Source organism: Streptomyces sp. NPDC057638, assembly GCF_042800315.1.
GTDB lineage: Bacteria > Actinomycetota > Actinomycetes > Streptomycetales > Streptomycetaceae > Streptomyces.
The window spans coordinates 1-19,601 of the sequence record NZ_JBHVHF010000144.1 but is presented as its reverse complement, the minus strand read 5'-3'; the positions used below and the strand labels follow the sequence as shown (position 1 = coordinate 19,601).

14 protein-coding genes and 1 tRNA gene are annotated in these 19,601 nt (G+C 71.3%); 3 read left to right on the top strand and 12 right to left on the bottom strand.

What is annotated here, in order from left to right:
* Positions 1-60: 60 nt before the first annotated feature.
* The 7 genes from rho to ACFVIM_RS19985 form a co-directional block, all read right to left on the bottom strand.
* Entirely contained in the window at positions 61-2,082 is a 2,022-nt protein-coding gene (rho, locus tag ACFVIM_RS20015; RefSeq protein WP_384302984.1) for a transcription termination factor Rho, read from the bottom strand.
* A gap of 435 nt (positions 2,083-2,517) precedes the next feature.
* Entirely contained in the window at positions 2,518-3,471 is a 954-nt protein-coding gene (gene thrB / locus ACFVIM_RS20010) for a homoserine kinase (RefSeq protein ID WP_384302982.1), read from the bottom strand.
* Between the two features lie 429 nt (positions 3,472-3,900).
* Positions 3,901-4,971 (bottom strand): threonine synthase, encoded by a 1,071-nt coding sequence (gene thrC, locus ACFVIM_RS20005; protein WP_384302980.1) that lies wholly within the window; start codon positions 4,969-4,971, stop codon positions 3,901-3,903.
* Between the two features lie 8 nt (positions 4,972-4,979).
* Positions 4,980-6,281 (bottom strand): homoserine dehydrogenase, encoded by a 1,302-nt coding sequence (locus ACFVIM_RS20000; protein ID WP_384302978.1) that lies wholly within the window; start codon positions 6,279-6,281, stop codon positions 4,980-4,982.
* A gap of 97 nt (positions 6,282-6,378) precedes the next feature.
* Positions 6,379-7,770 carry a diaminopimelate decarboxylase gene (lysA, locus tag ACFVIM_RS19995; protein ID WP_384302976.1) on the bottom strand — a complete coding sequence of 464 codons (1,392 nt, stop codon included), beginning with the start codon at positions 7,768-7,770 and terminating at the stop codon, positions 6,379-6,381.
* Positions 7,771-7,780: 10 nt separating this feature from the next.
* A complete protein-coding gene (gene nrtL / locus ACFVIM_RS19990; protein WP_384302974.1) occupies positions 7,781-8,743 on the bottom strand; it encodes an ArgS-related anticodon-binding protein NrtL in 963 nt (320 codons plus the stop codon).
* Positions 8,744-8,888: 145 nt separating this feature from the next.
* Complete coding sequence (locus tag ACFVIM_RS19985; protein ID WP_384302972.1) at positions 8,889-9,380, bottom strand: response regulator; 492 nt, start codon at positions 9,378-9,380, stop codon at positions 8,889-8,891.
* 198 nt (positions 9,381-9,578) lie between these two features.
* Between ACFVIM_RS19985 and ACFVIM_RS19980 the strand changes: the two genes are divergently transcribed.
* Positions 9,579-9,650 (top strand) — tRNA-Arg (locus ACFVIM_RS19980).
* A 584-nt stretch (positions 9,651-10,234) separates the two neighbouring features.
* On the opposite strand, the gene ACFVIM_RS19975 is transcribed toward ACFVIM_RS19980, so the two are convergent.
* Positions 10,235-11,827 (bottom strand): MFS transporter, encoded by a 1,593-nt coding sequence (locus ACFVIM_RS19975; protein ID WP_384302970.1) that lies wholly within the window; start codon positions 11,825-11,827, stop codon positions 10,235-10,237.
* A gap of 89 nt (positions 11,828-11,916) precedes the next feature.
* On the opposite strand from ACFVIM_RS19975, the gene ACFVIM_RS19970 reads away from it, so the two are divergent.
* A complete protein-coding gene (locus ACFVIM_RS19970; RefSeq protein ID WP_384302968.1) occupies positions 11,917-12,285 on the top strand; it encodes a winged helix-turn-helix transcriptional regulator in 369 nt (122 codons plus the stop codon).
* 175 nt (positions 12,286-12,460) lie between these two features.
* Here ACFVIM_RS19970 and ACFVIM_RS19965 read toward each other — a convergent pair whose 3' ends face one another.
* From ACFVIM_RS19965 to ACFVIM_RS19950, 4 genes are all read right to left on the bottom strand, one after another.
* On the bottom strand, positions 12,461-13,372 hold the full coding sequence (locus ACFVIM_RS19965; protein ID WP_384302966.1) for an ABC transporter permease: 912 nt from the start codon (positions 13,370-13,372) through the stop codon (positions 12,461-12,463).
* A 10-nt stretch (positions 13,373-13,382) separates the two neighbouring features.
* The gene (locus ACFVIM_RS19960; RefSeq protein ID WP_384302964.1) at positions 13,383-14,312 is read right to left on the bottom strand and encodes an ABC transporter ATP-binding protein; all 930 of its coding nucleotides are present in this window, start codon (positions 14,310-14,312) and stop codon (positions 13,383-13,385) included.
* A 222-nt stretch (positions 14,313-14,534) separates the two neighbouring features.
* The gene (locus tag ACFVIM_RS19955) at positions 14,535-14,864 is read right to left on the bottom strand and encodes a transcriptional regulator (protein ID WP_384302962.1); all 330 of its coding nucleotides are present in this window, start codon (positions 14,862-14,864) and stop codon (positions 14,535-14,537) included.
* On the bottom strand, positions 14,861-15,373 hold the full coding sequence (locus ACFVIM_RS19950; RefSeq protein WP_384302960.1) for a hypothetical protein: 513 nt from the start codon (positions 15,371-15,373) through the stop codon (positions 14,861-14,863). The genes ACFVIM_RS19955 and ACFVIM_RS19950 overlap by 4 nt, the downstream gene beginning before the upstream one ends.
* Positions 15,374-16,219: 846 nt before the next feature.
* On the opposite strand from ACFVIM_RS19950, the gene ACFVIM_RS19945 reads away from it, so the two are divergent.
* Complete coding sequence (locus ACFVIM_RS19945) at positions 16,220-19,552, top strand: S8 family serine peptidase (RefSeq protein ID WP_384302958.1); 3,333 nt, start codon at positions 16,220-16,222, stop codon at positions 19,550-19,552.
* Positions 19,553-19,601 lie beyond the last annotated feature (49 nt).

Below are 19,601 nucleotides of genomic sequence, written 5' to 3'. Positions count from 1 at the left end.
GCCACCTCAGAGGTGGCGGGGCGATCCCGTGGAACAACTCCCCAGGGAGCGGACGACGCGTCAGTCGCCGTTGCCCGCCGACGGCGTCGTCTTCTGGATCTGGAGCAGGAACTCGGCGTTCGACTTCGTCTGCTTCATCTTGTCCAGCAGCAGCTCGATCGCCTGCTGCTGGTCGAGCGCGTGCAGCACCCGGCGCAGCTTCCAGACGATGGCGAGCTCCTCGCTGCCGAGCAGGATCTCCTCCTTGCGGGTGCTGGACGCGTCCACGTCCACCGCCGGGAAGATGCGCTTGTCGGAGAGCTTGCGGTCGAGCTTGAGCTCCATGTTGCCGGTGCCCTTGAACTCCTCGAAGATCACCTCGTCCATCCGCGAGCCGGTGTCGACCAGCGCGGTGGCCAGGATGGTCAGCGAGCCGCCGTCCTCGATGTTGCGCGCGGCACCGAAGAAGCGCTTCGGCGGGTAGAGCGCGGTCGAGTCGACACCACCGGAGAGGATGCGCCCGGAGGCCGGGGCCGCCAGGTTGTAGGCGCGGCCCAGACGGGTGATGGAGTCGAGCAGGACGACCACGTCGTGGCCCAGCTCCACCAGGCGCTTGGCGCGCTCGATGGCCAGCTCCGCGACCGTGGTGTGGTCCTCGGCGGGACGGTCGAAGGTCGAGGAGATGACCTCGCCCTTGACCGACCGCTGCATGTCGGTGACCTCTTCGGGCCGCTCGTCGACGAGGACGACCATCAGATGGCACTCGGGGCTGTTGACCGTGATCGCGTTGGCGATGGCCTGGAGGATCATGGTCTTGCCGGTCTTCGGCGGGGCCACGATCAGACCGCGCTGGCCCTTGCCGATCGGCGACACGAGGTCGATGATCCGCGTGGTCAGCACGCCCGGGTCGGTCTCCAGCCGGAGCCGGTCCTGCGGGTAGAGCGGGGTCAGCTTGTTGAACTCGGGGCGGCCACGGCCCGATTCGGGGGCCATGCCGTTGACCGAGTCCAGCCGGACCAGCGCGTTGAACTTCTCGCGGCGCTCGCCCTCCTTGGGCTGCCGGACCGCGCCCGTGACGTGGTCGCCCTTGCGCAGGCCGTTCTTGCGGACCTGGGCGAGAGAGACGTAGACGTCGTTGGGGCCCGGAAGGTAGCCCGACGTACGGATGAAGGCGTAGTTGTCGAGGATGTCCAGGATGCCCGCGACGGGGATCAGAACGTCGTCCTCGGCGACCTGCGGCTCGCTCGCGAAGTCCTCGCGGCCACGACGGCCACGACGGTCGCGGTAGCGGCCGCGACGGCCACGGCGACCGCCGCCGTCCTCGTCGAACTCGTCCTGCTGGCTGCTGCCCTGACGCTGCTGCTGCTGGCTGCCCTGCTGCTGACGCTGGCCGCCCTGCTGCTGGTCATCACTCTTGCCACGGCGGTCACGATCGCGGTCACGGTCACGGTCACGATCGCGGTCGCGGTCGCGCTGACGCTCCCGGCGGTCACCGCGCTGGCCGCGCTCACGGCGGCCCTCGCCGTCCTGCGCGGGCTGGGCGGCGACGGCGGCCTCGGCCTTGGCCTCCGGCTGGGCCTCCGCCTTCTCCTTCACCTCGACGGCACCCTCGGCCCCGGCCGGGGTCTCGGGGCTGCCCGCCGGGGCGGTCGCGCGGCGACGGCGGCGCTCGGTGGTGGGCTGGTCGTCGCTGGCGGGCTGGCCGGGGATGTCGATCTGCTGCTGCGCGGGGGCCTTCTCGGCCTCCTTGGCGGCGGCGTCGGCGGCCTCACCCGTGCGCGCCTTGGAGGTGGTGCGGCGCTTGGGCTTGGTCTCGGCCTTTTCTGCGGCGGGCGCGGCGGACGCGGAGTCGGCGGCCTTGCCCCCGGAGGCGCCCTGCGCCTCCTTGATGACCTCGATCAGCTGGCTCTTGCGCATACGCGCGGTGCCCCTGATGCCGAGGCCGGACGCGACCTGCTGCAGCTCGGCCAGGACCATGCCTTCGAGGCCGGTGCCGGAGCGGCGGCGCCGTGAGGTGGTGCCGGAGGCAGCACCTGCGGCGGGCGCGGGGGTGTCGACAGAGCTGTCGGCAGTCACGCCCATCAGATCGGTGGTGTCGCTCACGAAGGGTCCTTCCCTGGAGCGGACGTCGGCCTTCTGGCTCGGCGACCGGTTGTGCTGTCCGGCGGCGGTCCTGGTGTGTGGACCGTGCCGGGGCGGTGGTCCCCCGCCGGGATATGACGGCGGAGAGTCAGATACATACAGGTCCGGCCCGAGATCCCCCTGCTCGGCCCACTCCTGGCGGAGCGGGAGGTGTCGTGCCGGTTCCGGAGCGTGCTCGACACTGCTCAGGCGGGCTGCTCAGGCAGTGTGGGAGGCTCCCGGAAGAATGGGTGGTCCCGAATCGGGACACACAGCTCCGAGCCAAAAGGCATCGGGTGCAGACTTGAGGTTAACACTACCGGCTCCAACAAACATTCCCCCTCTCCGTCCCCGGCAATCTCGTGTCACCCGCCCTGAGCGGCGTTCCCCACGGAATAACGCGGGGAGCGTACGGCTCTACCGCGGGGCCGCGTCACCCTCGGCGGTACCCCCGGCCGGGTTCAGCGGCAGCACACTCGCCCCCGCGGTGTCGACGGCCAGACGATTGGCCGCCCAGCCCTCCCCGGCCAGCAGCGCGACCTTGTCGGCCGTGCCGTCCTCGGTCAGCGCGAGCACCGTGGGGCCCGCGCCGGAGATGACTGCAGGGACGCCGTCCGCGCGCAGTCGGTTGACAAGGTCGACGCTCTGCGGCATCGCCGGGGCGCGGTACTCCTGGTGGAGCCGGTCCTCCGTGGCGGGCAGCAGGAGCTCGGGACGCCTGGTCAGGGCCTCGACGAGCAAGGCGGACCGACCGGCGTTCATAGCGGCGTCCACATGGGGGACGGTCCGGGGCAGCAGGCCCCGGGCCTCCTCCGTGAGCACCGGCGACGCGGGCACGAAAACCACCGGAACGACGGAATCGACGGGGTCCATCCTGATGGCGCGCGCCGCGCCCGCGTCGGTCCACGCGAGCGTGAAGCCGCCGAGCAGACAGGCGGCGACATTGTCCGGATGCCCCTCGATCTCGGTGGCCAGTTCCAGCAGTGCCGCGTCGTCGAGCCGCGCCTCACCGCCTATGGTCACCGCGCGCGCCGCGACGATCCCCGCGCAGATCGCGGCGGACGACGAACCGAGGCCGCGCCCGTGCGGGATGCGGTTGGCGCAGACGACCTCCAGCCCGCGCGGCTGCCCTCCGAGCAGGTCGAACGCGGTCCGCAGGGACCGTACGAGGAGATGGCTCTCGTCTCGGGGCAGGGTGGCCGCGCCCTCTCCGGCGATGTCGATGTGCAGACCTGAGTCCGCGACCCGGACGACGATGTCGTCATAGAGCCCCAGGGACAGTCCGAGGGCGTCGAAGCCCGGACCGAGATTGGCGCTGGTGGCGGGGACGCGCACACGGACGGCGGCGGCGCGGAACGCTGGACCGGCCATCGCTCGATGACACTCCTTGGTTCTGACTGCTGTGGTTCTGACGGGGCTGAACGAAACGATGCTGGATGGAACGGCGGAACGGTGGAACTGACGAATCGAGGGAGAACGAAGGTACGGAGGACACCACGGACCAACGGAAAGTGGGGAACACCCGTGAGAGCCGTGACGGGGGTCGCGTCGCGGCATATGCGGCGGGGCGGGTGAGGTACAGCCTATCGAAGGAAGGTTCTGTGGCGACACAGGGCGCACGGGAGGCGCACGATGCGTGTCGCGAGCCTCCTGTGCCCCAGCCTCGATGAATGTCCTGCTTGCCGCGCTTTCCGCCGGGGTAGGGCAGCCCTCTCGCCCCACCGCCCCCGTGCCGGACGCGCCCTCTGTACGGAGGAATCCCCCGCCGCAGGTGTGGCGCGCCCGGTCGTGGGGTAGAGATCAGGCCAATCCCAGGCGCTCCGCCGCCGCCGCCGCGTCCACGGGCACGGTGACCGGCTGCGGCGCGCCCGCCACGGCCCAGTCCGGGTCCTTGAGCCCATTCCCTGTCACGGTGCAGACGATGCGCTGCCCCGGGTCGACCTTCCCGGCCTCGGCGGCCTTGAGCAGACCGGCGACCGAGGCGGCCGACGCGGGCTCCACGAAGACGCCCTCCTGCGAGGCCAACAACCGGTAGGCGCGGAGGATCTCACGGTCCGTCACCTCGTCGATGAACCCACCCGACTCGTCCCGCGCGGCGAGCGCGTGCTGCCAGGAGGCCGGGTTGCCGATCCGGATGGCGGTGGCGATGGTCGAGGGGTCCTTGACGACCTCGCCACGGACGATCGGGGCGGAACCGGACGCCTGGAATCCCCACATCCGGGGCGTCCCGGAGGAGATCCGGTCCGCCGCGTACTCCCGGTATCCCTTCCAGTACGCGGTGATATTCCCCGCGTTCCCGACGGGCAGCACATGGATGTCGGGGGCGTCGCCGAGCGCGTCGACGATCTCGAAGGAGGCCGTCTTCTGGCCCTCGATACGGAACGGATTGACCGAGTTGACCAGCGCCACCGGGTAGTTCTCGGAGAGCGCGCGGGCCAGGTTGAGGCAGTCGTCGAAGTTACCGTCGACCTGGAGGATCTTCGAGCCGTAGACCAGGGCCTGGCCCATCTTGCCCAGCGCGATCTTGCCCCGCGGCACCAGGACCGCGCAGACCATCCCGGCCCGCACCGCGTAGGCGGCGGCCGAGGCGGAGGTATTGCCGGTGGAGGCGCAGATGACCGCCTTGGCACCCTCCTCCTTGGCCTTGGTGATGGCCATGGTCATGCCACGGTCCTTGAAGGAGCCGGTCGGATTGGCACCCTCGACCTTGAGATGGACCTCGCACCCGGTGCGCTCGGAGAGGACCTGCGCGGGGACGAGCGGAGTGCCGCCCTCACGGAGTGTTACGACAGGCGTGGTGTCCGTGACCGGGAGACGGTCCCGGTACTCCTCGATGATGCCGCGCCACTGGTGGGTGCCCTTGCTGGTCATTGGGTCCTCTACTCCCCTTCAACACGCATGATGCTGGCGACACCGCGCACGGTGTCGAGTTTGCGCAGCGCCTCGACCGTCCCGGAGAGGGCGGCGTCGGCCGCGCGGTGGGTGACGACGACGAGGGACGCCTCGCCGTTGGAATCCGGCCGCCCCTGCTGGCGTACGGTGTCGATCGACACGCCATGCTCGGCGAAGACCGTCGCGACCTGGGCGAGCACACCCGGTTTGTCGGCCACGTCGAGACTGATGTGGTACCGCGTGACCACGTCGCCCATGGGGCTCACGGGCAGCTGGGTGTACACGGACTCGCCGGGTCCGGTCGATCCGGCGAGACGGTTGCGGCAGACCGCGACCAGGTCACCGAGGACGGCGGAGGCGGTCGGCGCGCCACCCGCGCCCGGGCCGTAGAACATCAGCTGACCGGCGGCCTCGGCCTCGACGAAGACCGCGTTGTACGCCTCGCGGACGGAGGCGAGCGGGTGGCTGAGCGGGATCATCGCCGGGTGGACCCGGGCGGTGACCGACTTGCCGTCGGCGGCACGCTCGCAGATGGCGAGCAGCTTGACGGTGCAGCCCATCCGGCGGGCGGAGGCCATGTCGGCGGCCGTGACCTCGGTGAGGCCCTCGCGGTAGACGTCGTCCAGGCGTACCCGGGTGTGGAAGGCGATCCCGGCGAGGATCGCCGCCTTGGCCGCGGCGTCGAAGCCTTCGACGTCGGCGGTCGGGTCGGCCTCCGCGTACCCCAGCGCGGTGGCCTCGTCGAGCGCCTCGGAGTATCCGGCGCCCGAGCTGTCCATCCGGTCGAGGATGAAGTTGGTGGTGCCGTTGACGATGCCCAGGACCCGGTTGACCTTGTCCCCGGCCAGCGACTCGCGCAACGGCCTGATCAGCGGGATCGCCCCGGCGACCGCGGCCTCGAAGTAGAGGTCGCGCCCATGGCGCTCGGCGGCGGCGTAGAGCGTGGCGCCGTCCTCGGCGAGCAGCGCCTTGTTGGCGGAGACGACGGAGGCGCCGCGCTCGAAGGCGGTGGTGATCAGGGTGCGGGCGGGCTCGACCCCGCCGATGACCTCGATGACGACGTCGATGTCCCCGCGTTCGACCAGGGCCATCGCGTCCGTGGTGACCAGGGCGGGATCGATTCCCTCGCGTACCTTCGAGGGCCGCCGCACGGCGACGCCCGCCAGCTCCACGGGCGCGCCGATCCTCGCGGCGAGGTCGTCGGCGTGCGTCGTCATGATGCGCGCCACCTCTGAGCCGACCACTCCACAGCCCAGCAGCGCCACCTTCAGCGGACGCGTACGCATCATCCGACCTCACTTCTCACTACATCTACGGTGTGCACCAGTCTCACCCACCGGACGGAGGTTTTTTACCTCCGTCCGGCATGCGAGACATCTATCTCAACTAACCGACGTCCAGACGCAGGAGATCTTCCTCCGTCTCGCGCCGGACGATCACCCGGGCGGCCCCCTCGGCGACCGCGACGACGGGCGGTCGCGGTACGTGGTTGTAGTTGCTCGCCATGGACCGGCAGTAGGCCCCGGTCGCGGGCACCGCGATCAGATCACCGGGCGCCACGTCCGCCGGCAGGAAGGCGTCCCGCACCACGATGTCCCCGCTCTCACAGTGCTTGCCGACCACCCGGCAGAGCATCGGCGCGGCCGCCGAGTCCCGGGAGACCAGCGCGACGCTGTACTCCGCGTCGTACAGCGCGGTGCGGATGTTGTCGGACATCCCCCCGTCGACACTGACATACGTCCGCAGTCCCGCGAGCGGCTTGACCGTGCCGACCTCGTACAGCGTGAACGCGGTCGGGCCCACGATGGCGCGGCCGGGCTCCACGGCCAGACGCGGCACGCGCAGCCCCGCCGACTCACACTCACGGGTGACGATCTCCCGCAGCGCCTTGGCGATGTGGTGGGGATCACGGGGGTCGTCGGCGGAGGTGTAGGCGATACCGAGGCCACCGCCGAGGTCGATCTCCGGCAGCTCGACACCGTGCTCGTCGCGGATCTCCCGGAGCAGACCGACCACCCGGTGGGCCGCGACCTCGAAACCGGAGGTGTCGAAGATCTGCGAGCCGATGTGCGAGTGGAGGCCGACCAGCTCCAGCGCGTCGAGCCCGAGCACCCGGCGCACCGCCTCGGCGGCCTGGCCGCCCGCGAGCGGAATGCCGAACTTCTGGTCCTCGTGGGCGGTGGCGATGAACTCGTGGGTGTGCGCCTCGACACCGACGGTGACCCGGACCAGCACCCGCTGGCGCCGCCCCAGGCCCCGCGCCACATGGGCGACCCGCACGATCTCCTGGAAGGAGTCGATCACGATCCGCCCGACCCCGGCGCGGATGGCGCGCTCGATCTCCTCCGGCGACTTGTTGTTGCCGTGGTAGGCGATCCGCTCCGCGGGCATCCCCGCGTCCAGCGCGGTGGCCAGCTCCCCGCCCGAGCAGACGTCGAGGCTCAGCCCCTCCTCATGGAGCCAGCGCACCACGGCCCTGCTCAGGAAGGCCTTCCCCGCGTAGAACACGTCCGCGTCCGGCCCGAACGCCTCCGCCCAGGCCCGGCAGCGGGCCCGGAAGTCGCTCTCGTCGAGGATGTACGCGGGGGTGCCGAACTCCTCCGCGAGCCGGGTGACCTCCAGACCGCCGACGCTGACGACCCCGTCCTCGCCCCGGGCCACCGTACGGGCCCAGACCTTCGGGTCGAGCGCGCCGAGGTCGGCGGGGGGCGCGGGCAGATGCCCCTCGGGCAGGACATCGGCGTGACGGGGCCCGGCGGGATGTGCGGAACGGCTCATGGTGTCTCTCTCACAGATGGACGGGTGCGCTGACGCCGAGCAGGGACAGGCCACCGGCGAGCACCGTCCCGGCGGCCTCGGCGAGGGCGAGCCGGGAGCGGTGGGCGGCCGAGGGTTTCTCGTCACCGACGGGCAGGACGGTGTGCTGGAACGCGAGCAGCGCCTCGGCGACCCGCTCCAGATGCCGGGCGACCCGGTCCGGCGCTCCCAGCCGCGCGGCGTCGGCCAGCGTCGGCGGATAGTCCTCGATCAGCCCGATCAGCACGGACATCCCGTCGCTCGTGCCGTCGCCCTCCGCCGGCGCCTGACCCGTGAACCCCAGCCGGGCGGCGCCACGGGTCAGCGCATGGGCGCGGGAGTGCGCGTAGCGGACGGTGAAGAGGGGGTTGCTCTCGTGCTGCCGCAGCAGCCACGGCCCCATCCGGGGCCGGTCATGGGCGGCGGCGGACAGCAGCCCCCAGTGGTGCGCGTCGGTGGTGAGGTCCCCGGCGCCCGCACTCCGGTACGGCACCGGGCGCGGCACATCCGCGTCGCCACGGTCACGGCCCTGTCCCCGGCGCAGGGCGGCGACGGCCTGCGCCCAGAGCCGCTCCCGGCTCTCGTGCCCCGCCGGAACGCGCTGCGCGCCACCGGGCTGGCCGTAGTCAGTGCCCTGCTCCAGCACCCGGCGGACGAGCGCCTGGCGCGTCCCCTTCTCCAGGGTGATGTTGAGGAACCCGGGCCCGGTGATCTCGACGTCCGCCACACCGGGCAGGTCCGCGATGCGCTCCCGCAGGATCTCGGCGACACCGCGCGCCGGCTGCCCCGCGACCCCCGCGAGCCGGAGCGCGACATTGGTGGCGTAGTCGCCACACCCTCCGGGCCGGGGCCGCGCCACCACCACGGACTCCGGCACGGGCGCGCTGAGCACACCGTCCGCCACCGCACGGCGCACGGCGTGCGCCACGGTACGGGAGAGCTCGGTGGGGGTCACGGGACAAGCCTAGGCGAGGGACCCCTCTCGCCACCCAACGGTTTCGCCATGCGGTCAACCCGCGGTTCCGGCGATGCGGCCAACCCCCAGTCCGGCCTCACGACCGGCCCGGCGACCAGCTCCGCGACCTGCGGGATCAGAGGGATCAGCCCCGCGCGCTCCCGGCCCGCCCGGCCCCGCGCCACCCGTCGACCTCACCGATGCCGGACGGCCGCTCCCGGCACATCAACTCCCCCACCAGCCGGACCAGCTCGTCCGGCTCGAAGGGCTTGGCGAGGAAGGCGTCCACCCCGGCGGCGACCCCGCCGGCGAGCTCATGGCCACTGCACGCGCTGATGATCGCCACCGGCAGATGACTGGTCCCCGGATCGGCCCTCAGCCGCTCGGCGGTCTTCAGCCCATCCAGCCTGGGCATCACCAGATCCAGCGTGATCACATCCGGTCGCACCTCATGCACGACCTCCAGACACTCGGCACCATCGGCCGCGGTCACCACCTCGAAGCCCTCAAGCTCCAGGTTGACCCTGATCAACTGCCGGATCACCCGATTGTCATCGACAACGAGCACACGACCAGACGCGCCTGACACATGTCGAGAGTAGGTCGCCGGGCCCGATCGCGTCCGGCTTTTCCTCACTTCCACCCCGTGCGGGGGACGGGGTGGGGTGGGTGAACGGAACGGGCGGGAGTGCCCCTCCACCTGTCTCTCCGCCCTCGTCCCCGCTCCGCGAGAAGCCCAGGGCCGGGCGAGGAATACCTGTTCACAGGCACCTGCCGAGAGCTGGTAGGGTTCTACCCGTCGCCGCCAAGAGCGCAAGCCAGGCGAAGACAGTGCGCCCCCGTAGCTCAGGGGATAGAGCAACGGCCTCCGGAGCCGTGTGCGCAGGTTCGAATCCTGCCGGGGGCACTTCACAAGAAGTGCCAAAGAAGCCTCTGACCTCAAGAAGAACAGGTCAGAGGCTTCTTTTGTCATGACAGAACGCTGGTGGCGAAGTACCGCCCGCTTCTGGACGGCCCGCCCCAGCGCACCACGTACGCGCTGATCGCCGACGAGGCCGCGCGGATCGAGGAACACCGCATGGTCAAGGCCACCGAGCAGGCACGCCGCAAGGAGGAGCACGGTGGCCTGGATCTCATCCACCGTGAGGCCGACAGCGGCATGTGGCTCAGGCCTGATCCCCCATCAGCGCATCGAGGGCTTCCCGTCGAGCAGTCCCGACCGATACCGCCAGGAGGAACAGCGGGCCCGTTCCCCGCTCTTCGTCGCGGCCACCCGGGCACGCGACGAGTGGGTCGTCTCCTGGCACGGGAGAGCGAGCCGATACCTGCCCCGTCATGCCGATCGCGATGCCGCTCGCGATGCCGGTCGTGCGGCGTCCCTGCCGGCGGGCGACGGCCCTCTGCCGGATTCGCACGCGGCCTGATCTGTCAGCCGCGCGTCGGGAGCCCGGGTGTCCGGCCACGCCCATGGCACTGCGGCCGGGGGTTCGGTCATCGGGGTGCGTCCGTGGTCGGGCGGGGAAGCCGGGTCCTGGAACGGGCGGTCCTGCCGGGACGGAGCAGAACGGCCACCAGGGCCGCGGTGATGACGAGGACGATCGTCGCGATCACCGCCACGAGGGTGAAGCCGTGGTCGTATGCCCGCCGGGCCGCGTCCAGTACGGCCTCCGCGGTCGCCGGGGGCAGGAGCGATCCGAGGTCCTCGGCGGCGGCGAAGGACTCGCTGGTGATGGCCCGTTCGCCGGGGCCGAGGCCGGGGACCGGCGGCATGCCGGTGCGATAGGCGACGGCCATGACCGTGCCGAGGACGGCGACGCCGAGACCCGCGCCGAGTTCGAAGGAGGTCTCCTGGATGGCGGCCGCCTCTCCGGAGCGTTCGGGCCGGGCCGCGCTCATGATGGCGTCGGCGCCCAGGGTCATGACGATGCCGGCGCCGTATCCGGCGGCGAGGAGGGACGGGAGGAGCAGGTCGTAGTGGTCGGTGTCGCCGACGGCGGCGATGACCGCGTAGGCGACGGCGAAGAGCAGCAGTGCCGTGGTGAGCGCGCCGCGATGGCCCCACCGGTTCGCCACCCAGGGCGCGGTGAGGGCGCCGATGGCGTTGGCGGCGGCCAGCGGCATCAGCGAGAGGCCCGCGCGCAGCGGGGAGTATCCGCCCACCTGCTGCCACCACTGGGTGAGGAAGAACAGCAGGGCGACGTAACTGCCGAAGCAGCCGATGACGCAGACGGTCGCCGTGGTGAAGCGGCGTTCGGCGAACAGCGACAGGTCCAGCAAGGGCTCCGGCCGCCGTCTTTGGCGGCGTACGAAGACGGCGAGCAGCGCGGCGCCGCCGAGGGCGCTCACCAGGACCGTGGCGGTCACCTCGGTGTGCTCGCCGGCCTGTTTGAGGCCGTACACCACACCGCCCAGGCCGGCGACGGAGAGCAGCACGCTGGTCAGGTCCCAGCGCCGGGGTACGGGATTCCTCGACTCGGGGATGACGCGCGCCCCGACGGCCAACAGGACGGCGATGACGGGAACGTTCACCAGGAAGACGGCGCCCCAGCCCCATCGTCCGGTGACCAGTCCGCCGACCAGTGGCCCGATGGTCGCCCCGACGCTGTGGGCGGAGGTCCACACTCCGAGCGCCAGGGCACGCTCACGGCCGTCGGTGAACACCACCCTGATGATCGACACGGTCGAGGCCATGATCATCGCCGCCCCGACGCCCAGCGCCGCGCGTGCGGCGATGAGTTCTCCGGTGGACGCCGAGAACGCGCACGCCGCCGAGGCCAGGCCGAACACGGTGAAGCCGCCGAGAACCATCCGGCGTCGGCCGATACGGTCGCCCAGGGTGCCGCAGGTGACGAGGAGGGCGGCGAGCGCCAGGGAGTACACGTCGACGATCCAGAGCAGTTGTGCGGCGTCGGGGCGCAGCTCCCGGTTCACGCTCGGTATCGCGACATGCAGCACGGTGAGGTCGATACCGCTCAGCAGCAAAGCGGCCGACACGACGGCCAGGACCGCCCATCGCCGTCCCGGCAGCGGCCCGGCCGCTCCGACTGGGGGAGCCACCGGCACGGGCGCGTCCTTGTTCGGCATGGCCGCAGTTTCCGCGGGAATTGACCGGAGTCACCAGTACGCACTTCTCTGTCCGATAGTGCTATTCGGTATACCCATGGAGGTCAGCCGTGCGTTCCCGTGTCGAAGAGGCTCCGGATCACTGCGCGATCGAGTTCGCGATGGAGATCCTGGGAGGTCGCTGGAAATTGGCGATTCTCAAGCAACTGGTGCCGGGCACGCTGCGTTTCGGTGAGATCGGACGTGCGCTGCCGGGCATCACCCAGCGCATGCTGACCCGTCAGCTGAGGGAACTGGAGAACGACGGTCTGGTGGCACGGACCGTGTACCCGGAAGTGCCGCCGCGCGTCGAGTACACACTGACCGACGTCGGGCGCAGTCTGGACGCCATCACCGCGCAGCTGGACACATGGGGCCGGTGGTACCAGGAGAAGGTGCGCCGCAGCGAGCTGCCGTCAGGACCCCACCCGACCGCGTGAGCGGTGGCGTGGTCCGTCGCACGGCACCGTGTCGCGGCCGCCCACGAGCAACTCCACCGCCTACCGCCTCGTACCGCCTCGTACCGCGGACGGACGCCCTGACCGAGTCGGCGCGGCCGCCGGACACGAGGTTCCCCGGTCGCGGACGCGGGCGGAGTCGGGGCCGCTCCTCTCGTCAGGCGCGGATCGCGCCGCTGCGCACCGCCGCGCGGTGGCGAGTGGTCAGACGGGAGCCGGACTCACGGCGGGCCGCGCGGCGCAGGAGGGGGATGGCGAGGAGGAAGCCCAGGATGGTCCAGGCGGTCAGGACCAGGGCGACCAGCGGCAGCTCCCAGGAGCCGGCCGCCTCGGCGGCGCGGGCGGAGTCGGGGAGCAGCGACGAGCGCAGGCCCTGGGCCATCCACTTGAGGGGGAAGACGGAGGCCACCTGCTGGACGGCGACGGGCAGCACGGTGATCGGGAAGACCACTCCGGAGGTGAGCAGCAGGCCCATCACGGGCAGCATGATCAGGGCCAGTGCCTCGCGCGGGTTGGGCAGCACGGCGCCGAGGGCGGCGCCCAGGGGGACGACGGCGAGCAGGCCGAGAGTGGTCACCCACAGCAGCGTCAGCCAGCCACTCGGACCGTGCGGGAGCGGGCCGTCGGTCAGGAGCACGGCGGACAGCAGGAGCAGGAGCAGGGTGGCGACCGCCGTGACGACCACCAGCAGGCACTTGGCGATGAGGTAGGCGGGGATTCCGCCGGGTGTGGCGCGTAGGCGCAGCAGGGCGCCCTCCTCCCGTTCGGTCACCAGAATCTGGGGGAGGTTGATCAGGCCGACCTGGAAGAGCAGATAGGCGGCCAGGCCCGCGATGACCAGGTGGGCCATCGGCGTCTGGGTGCCGGGGACCTCACCGCTGACGTAGACGGCGACCACGACCGCGACGGCCACGTTGGTCAGGTGGCCGGACAGCTCCTTGGGGTTGCGCAGGAGGTGCCTCAGTTCGATGCCGCCGCGGCGCAGGCCGGGCCGCCAGGCGGCGCGGTTCGGCCGCTTCCGCGGGGCGGCCGCGTCCGTGGTCGCGGGGTGCCGCGTCTCGTTCACCATGTCGGCCTCCTCATCGGGGCTGTGCCTCTCCGTCCAGGGCGCCGTCGGTGGCGTCGTGCTCCTCGTGCACCATGCGCAGATAGGTGTCCTCCAGCGTGGGGCGGCGGACCTCCAGGCCGGCTATCGGGCCGGGCGCGGCCCGGTGGAGTTCCCAGACCAGGCGCGAGGCGTCCTCGGTCTGTTCGCGATGGGGCGTTCCGTCCTCGGCCGTCCAGCGGACCTCGGCCCGCGCCGCCGCCAGGCGGGCCAGTTCCGACGGGGTGCCGCAGGCCCGGATCCGGCCACCGACCAGCATGGCGATCCGGTCGGCGAGCCGCTCCGCCTCCACGAGGTCATGCGTGGTGAGGAGGACGGTGACGCCGTCGTCCCGGGCCAGCCGTCCGACCAGGTCGTGGAACGCGTGCCGTGCCTGCGGGTCGAAGCCGGTGGTCGGCTCGTCGAGGAAGAGGAGTTCGGGGCGGCCGACGATGGCAAGCGCGACATCGAGCCGTCTGCGCTGTCCGCCGGAGAGCCGGTCCACCCGCTGGCCGGCCTGGCCGGTGAGGCCGACCAGGGCCAGTACCGCCGCCGGGTCGCGCGGGTCCGGGTAGTACGTCGCGAAGTGGGCCAGCAGTTCGCCGACCCGCCAGCGGCCGTGGTCGCGCCAGGACTGGAGGACCAGTCCGATGCGGCCGCGCCAGGCGTCGTCGGCGCGCTCCGGATCCGTACCGAGGACGTGGACCTCCCCGGCGGAGCGCCGACGGAAGCCCTCGAGGATCTCGACGGTGGTGGTCTTTCCGGCGCCGTTGGGGCCGAGCAGGGCGAAGACCTCGCCGCGGTGGATGTCCAGATCGATTCCGTGGAGTACGGGTCTGCCGCCGTACGCCATGGTCACCTCGCGTGCCCTGATGACGGGTTGGGGTGGTGCGGGAGGGCCGGGGGTGGGTACGGGCGGGGTCATCGTCCTGCCTCCGGGGGTGGCTGCCGCCGTCGCGCCGCCGTCACGGGCGCGGCGGCCGTGATGGAGGGGAGGGCGGCGGCCGTCGTCGCGGGGGTGTTCGGGGGCGGGAGGGTGCTCGGGGGCATGTCCGTCGGGCGTGCTGGGCGTGTCGTGACCGTTGCGTGTGTCGCGCGCGCCGTGACCGTTGCGCGTGTCGTGTGTGTCGTGTGTGTCGTCACCGCGTCACCGCGTCGCCTCCGTCATGGCCGTCGGTACCGGGGTGGCGGCGTCGACGATCGCCCGGAGTGCCGCCACATGGCCCTCGAAGGCGGTGCGGCCCTGTTCCGTCAGCCGTACCCTCGTCCGTCTTCCGCGGCCACCGCCCTCCTTGCGCAGATCGAGGTAGCCGGCCTCTTCCAGGGTGTGGAGCTGCTTGGAGAGCGCGGAGTCGCTGAGCGAGAGGCTGTCGCGGACGAACGCGAAGTCCGCCCATTCGGTGGCGGCGAGCAGGGCGACCACCGACAGCCGGGTGGCGGGGTGGATCAATTCGTCGAAGCCGGTGGGGATGTTCATCGGCTGGTCTCCGCTCGGGTGGCCCGCGCGCCGTGGGTACGCGCCGCCCGGACCGCCCAGCGGCTGGCGGGACCGATGAACAGCAGGAACGCGGCCGCCGAGGCAGTGGCCTGGATCAGCGCGGCGGTCACCGGTTCCAGCGACTCGGCCAGGACCTCGGCGAGCAGGGCCGTCCCGCCGGTCACCACGCCTCCCACGACGAACGTGGCGGACATCCGCCAGTCGCAGCGGGAGCGATGCAGCCGCATCCGGCCCACGCGGCTGTCGATCACGCCCAGCGTGCCCAGGAGCGCGACGTACACGGCGGCGCCCAGCCAGACGCCCCACCAGGGGGGCTCCAGGCCAAGGCTGACCAGGAAGGCCCACATGAGGGCGGCTGTGGCATAGGCCGCGCGGGGGGCGCCGGACGCCTTCCGCTCGGCCTCGTCGTACACCCGCTCCTGGAGTACGCGGACGCGTTGGAGATCCGTCCAGGCTCGCTCGGCATCGACCGGGGTACTCACGGCCATCGCCTCCTCAAGGTAGGGAGATAAGGGATCCGGTGGGGGGTTGATTTCTCTGCGGTTCTTGTGGCTCGGGGGCACCCCGCGGGCGGCTCATCGCGATACGGCGGGGTCGCGAGGGGGGCCGGGCTGGGCGCGGCCATCACTTTCCTGTTGGGAAAGCTAAACTATGACTTTCCCAGCAGGCAAGTCAAAGGGGTGTGCGGAGCGTCGAGGGGGGGTGGAGTGGCAAGGGGTGGAGTGGCAAGGGGTGGAGTGCCGCCAGTCTGGGCGGGTTCACGGCTCGGCGGCAGGGCGGAGCTGTGCGGTTCGGGGGCGGGGGGAGGCTGTGCGGTTCGGGGGCGGGGCGGGCGCCACGACCCGTCCGCGACGGGTCGGTGGAGTGACCGCCGGGGGCCCGGTGCGGGTCGGCCAGGGGTCACCTTCGGCGATATGGACGGAAGAGGATCGGAGGCAGGACTCCAGCCTGCACATTTCATGGTCAATGGGTGATATCGAGCCAATGGCGTGAACGCGGGAGGATGGGGCGTTTCGGGGCGATGGGGCGCCACTTTTGCCTCAGGGATCGCCTTCGTAACATGGGTTACGAATATCTGATGGAACGTCACCTCACATACAGGAAAGGGGAATTCCGGTCGCGACGCGTTATCCACAGGCTGTCGACATGCGTTGAACATTCGTACGAGCCACCGGCATACTGCGGAGTCCGGGGGGAGTTGGCGCCATCGCGTACAGGTCCTTCCGGGCCGCGCGGGGCCATGTCGGTCCCGCCGCCATCGCTACTCTCCGGGGGGAGACTTGCGACATCACGCGAAGCGATCGTGGGTGATCACGGTCGCTATGGCCGCAGCCGTGGCACTGACAGCGGGCATGACCGGCCCGGCGTCAGCCACGGGACCACACACCGAGAAGAATCCGGACCGGGCCGCCACGGCGGCGTCCGGAACGACCACGGACAAGAAGTCGAAGAGCCAGAAGAGATGGCTCACCCTCATCACCGGTGACCGGGTGCAGGTCGACGCCAAGGGACGGATGGCGAGTTTCCAGCCCGCTCCCGGCCGGAAGCATGTGCCGGTCCGCGTCCTGACCGTTCGGGGCCACACCCATGTCATCCCCGCCGACGCGCGGAAGCTCATCGACTCCGGCACGCTGGACCGCCGCCTCTTCGACATCACCGAACTGGCCCGCGCTTCCGCCGGAGCACCGGGGCTGAAGCTCATCGTCGGTTATGGCGGCTCCGGCGCTCCCGCCGCCCGCGCCCAGGTGCGCGGTACCGGGGAGACGCGGGTGCGCCGCACCCTCGCCGGGATGAACGCCGACGCGGTCACCACTCCGGCCGGGGACACTCCCGCGCTCTGGAAGGCGCTGACCCGTGCCGACAAGCGGGGCACCGCCCGGGGCACCGCCTCCGGGATCAGCCGGATCTGGCTGGACGGCAGGGTCCAGGCCCATCTGGACAAGAGCGTGGCGCAGATCGGCGCGCCCGCCGTCTGGAAGACCGGGTACCAGGGCGACAACGTCACCATCGCGGTGCTGGACACCGGCGTGGACGCCAACCATCCGGATCTGCGGACCCAGCTGGCCGGGGCGAAGAACTTCACGCCCTCGCCCGACACCAAGGACCGCTACGGCCACGGCACCCATGTCGCGTCCATCGCGGCGGGCACCGGCGCCAAGTCGGGTGGCAAGTTCAAGGGCGTGGCGCCCCGGGCCAAGGTGCTCAACGGCAAGGTGCTCGGGGACGACGGCAGCGGTGACGAGTCCGGCATCATCGCGGGCATCGACTGGGCCGTCGCACAGGGCGCCGCCATCATCAACATGAGCCTGGGCGGCGGCGACGGCCCGGATCTCGACCCGCTCGAAACCCATGTCAACAAGGTGACGGCGGAGAAGGACGTCCTGTTCACCATCTCGGCGGGCAACAGCGGACCGGATCAGGGCACCGTCGGCTCACCGGGCAGCGCGGAATCCGCGCTCACCGTGGGCGCGGTCGACGACCGGGACCGTATCGCGGACTTCTCCAGTGTCGGGCCGCGCGTCGGCGACGGCGCCATCAAGCCGGATGTGACCGCGCCGGGCGTGGACACCACCGCGGCGGCGGCCCCGGGCAGCCTGCTCGCGACGGCGATCGGCGAGAAGCCGCCGGGGTACACCACCCTCTCCGGCACCTCGATGGCCGCGCCACACGCCGCCGGGGCCGCCGCGCTGCTGAAGCAGCGGCATCCCGGCTGGGGAGCGGCCGAGCTGAAGGCGGCCCTGACCGCTTCCGCCGTGCCGGGCGCCCACACCCCGTTCCAGCAGGGCACCGGCCGGATAGCGGTCGACCGGGCGATCGGCCAGACCGTGTTCTCCGACGCGGCCTCGGTGAACTTCGGCATCCAGCAGTGGCCGCACGCGGACGACACCCCGGTCACCAAGAAGATCACCTACCGCAACAGCACGAAGACGCCCGTGACGCTGCGGTTGTCGATCGCCTCCACCGCCCCCGACGGCCGCCCCACCCCGGTGGGCTTCTTCTCGGTCGGCGCGCGGACGGTGACCGTCCCCGGGAACGGGACGGCCTCGGTCGACGTCACCGCCAACACGAAACTGGGCTCCGTCGACGGCGCCTACGCGGCGACGGTGGTGGCCACCGGCGGCGGCCAGAGCGTGCGCACCACGGCCGCGGTCGACCGTGAGGTGGAGTCCTACAACCTGACCGTGCGGTACGTGGGCCGGGACGGCGCTCCGAACAAGGACTTCGAGGGCACGCTGTACGGGCTGGAGGGAGTCAGGGCGGGTCAGTTCTTGGACCATGGCGCCCATGACGGCACGACCACGATCCGCGCGGCGCGCGGCAGCTACGTCCTGGACGCCTACCGCTACCAGGTGAAGGACGAGGGGACCGCGCCGAGCGTGGACTGGCTGGTCCAGCCCCGGATCGACATCACCAAGGACACCACGGTCACCGTCGACGCCCGCACCGCGGGCCCGGTGCGGATCACCGTGCCCGACGACGGGGCCCGGGAGGAGTTCACCCACTCGACCATCGTCGTGGACGGCAAGGAGGCCGGGCTCGGCAGCTTGATGTTCGTGCCGTCGTCCCAGGACTTCCGCACCGGCCAGCTGGGCCCGGACCCCAAGGGCGTGACGCTGAGCCAGTCGTGGCAGAGCATCCTGCTCAAGGGCAAGGACACCGAGTACAGCGTCCTCACAGGCGGCAAGGTGAAGCGGCTGTCGAAGGGCTTCACCAAGGCGTTCACCGACCGTGAGCTGACCACCGTGAAGGTCGGCCTCGGCGCCTCGGCGCCGGGCAAGGTGGGTACGCTCGCCGCCTGGGGGAGCCTGCCGAACGTGGACACCTCCGTCTCGATCGGTCTCCCGCAGAAGCTGCCCGGCATACGGACCCTGCGTCTGTCGACGCTCGACCGCGTCGTCTGGGGCCTTGACCTCGGCCAGTACGCGGAGCCCACGGGCCCGGAGCTGGGTGAGCCGGAGATCAGTGCGTACAACGACGCGAAGTCCTACGCGCCGCAGCGCGTCTACACGGAGACGTTCAACGCTCCGGTGATCGGTCCCCGGTCGGGCGGGGACATCGGGGGCGCCGTGCGCGTGGGCGACGAGATCTCCGCCTATCTGCCGGTCCACTCCGACGGCGCCGGTCATTGGGGCTGGTCGCTCCACTCCTCGGCCAAGACCACGCTCCACCGGGGGACGACCAAGATAGGTGAGAACAACGACCCGCTCACGGGCGTGCCGTTCACCGTGCCGCGCTCCGCGGCCACCTACACCCTCAAGTCGACCATCCAGCGCAGTCCGCAGGTCGCGCCGACCTCCAGCAAGGTCGACCTGAGCTGGACGTTCCGCTCCCAGCGGCCCCCCGCCGGGACCGAGGTCGTCCCCCTGCCCATATCCACCGCGCGCTTCGTGGCGAACGCGTCCCTCGACGGCACGGCCCCGGCCGGACGGCTCCAGTCGGTGCCAGTGCAGGTCGAGGGTGCGGCGGCCGGGCGCAATCTCAAGTCGCTGTATGTCTACGCCTCGTATGACTACGGCACCACGTGGCAGCGGCTGGCCGTGTCGGGCGGCAAGGTCACGGTGAAGAACCCGCAGAAGGGCAAGGGCATAGCCTTCCGGGCCCTGATCACCGACAAGAAGGGCAACGCGTCGTCGGTGACGATCCAGAACGCGTACTACGGCGGATAGTCCTCACCCCGCCGCACAGGACACGGCGGCCCACCGGTCCTTCCGGTGG

Excerpts from the sequence above, each read along its gene's own strand:
- thrB (WP_384302982.1), bottom strand. The coding sequence starts at position 3,471 with ATGGCCGGTCCAGCGTTCCGCGCCGCCGCCGTCCGTGTGCGCGTCCCC.
- thrC (WP_384302980.1), bottom strand. The coding sequence starts at position 4,971 with ATGACCAGCAAGGGCACCCACCAGTGGCGCGGCATCATCGAGGAGTAC.
- ACFVIM_RS20000 (WP_384302978.1), bottom strand. The coding sequence starts at position 6,281 with ATGATGCGTACGCGTCCGCTGAAGGTGGCGCTGCTGGGCTGTGGAGTG.
- lysA (WP_384302976.1), bottom strand. The coding sequence starts at position 7,770 with ATGAGCCGTTCCGCACATCCCGCCGGGCCCCGTCACGCCGATGTCCTG.
- ACFVIM_RS19975 (WP_384302970.1), bottom strand. The coding sequence starts at position 11,827 with ATGCCGAACAAGGACGCGCCCGTGCCGGTGGCTCCCCCAGTCGGAGCG.
- ACFVIM_RS19965 (WP_384302966.1), bottom strand. The coding sequence starts at position 13,372 with ATGGTGAACGAGACGCGGCACCCCGCGACCACGGACGCGGCCGCCCCG.
- ACFVIM_RS19960 (WP_384302964.1), bottom strand. The coding sequence starts at position 14,312 with ATGACCCCGCCCGTACCCACCCCCGGCCCTCCCGCACCACCCCAACCC.
- ACFVIM_RS19955 (WP_384302962.1), bottom strand. The coding sequence starts at position 14,864 with ATGAACATCCCCACCGGCTTCGACGAATTGATCCACCCCGCCACCCGG.
- ACFVIM_RS19950 (WP_384302960.1), bottom strand. The coding sequence starts at position 15,373 with ATGGCCGTGAGTACCCCGGTCGATGCCGAGCGAGCCTGGACGGATCTC.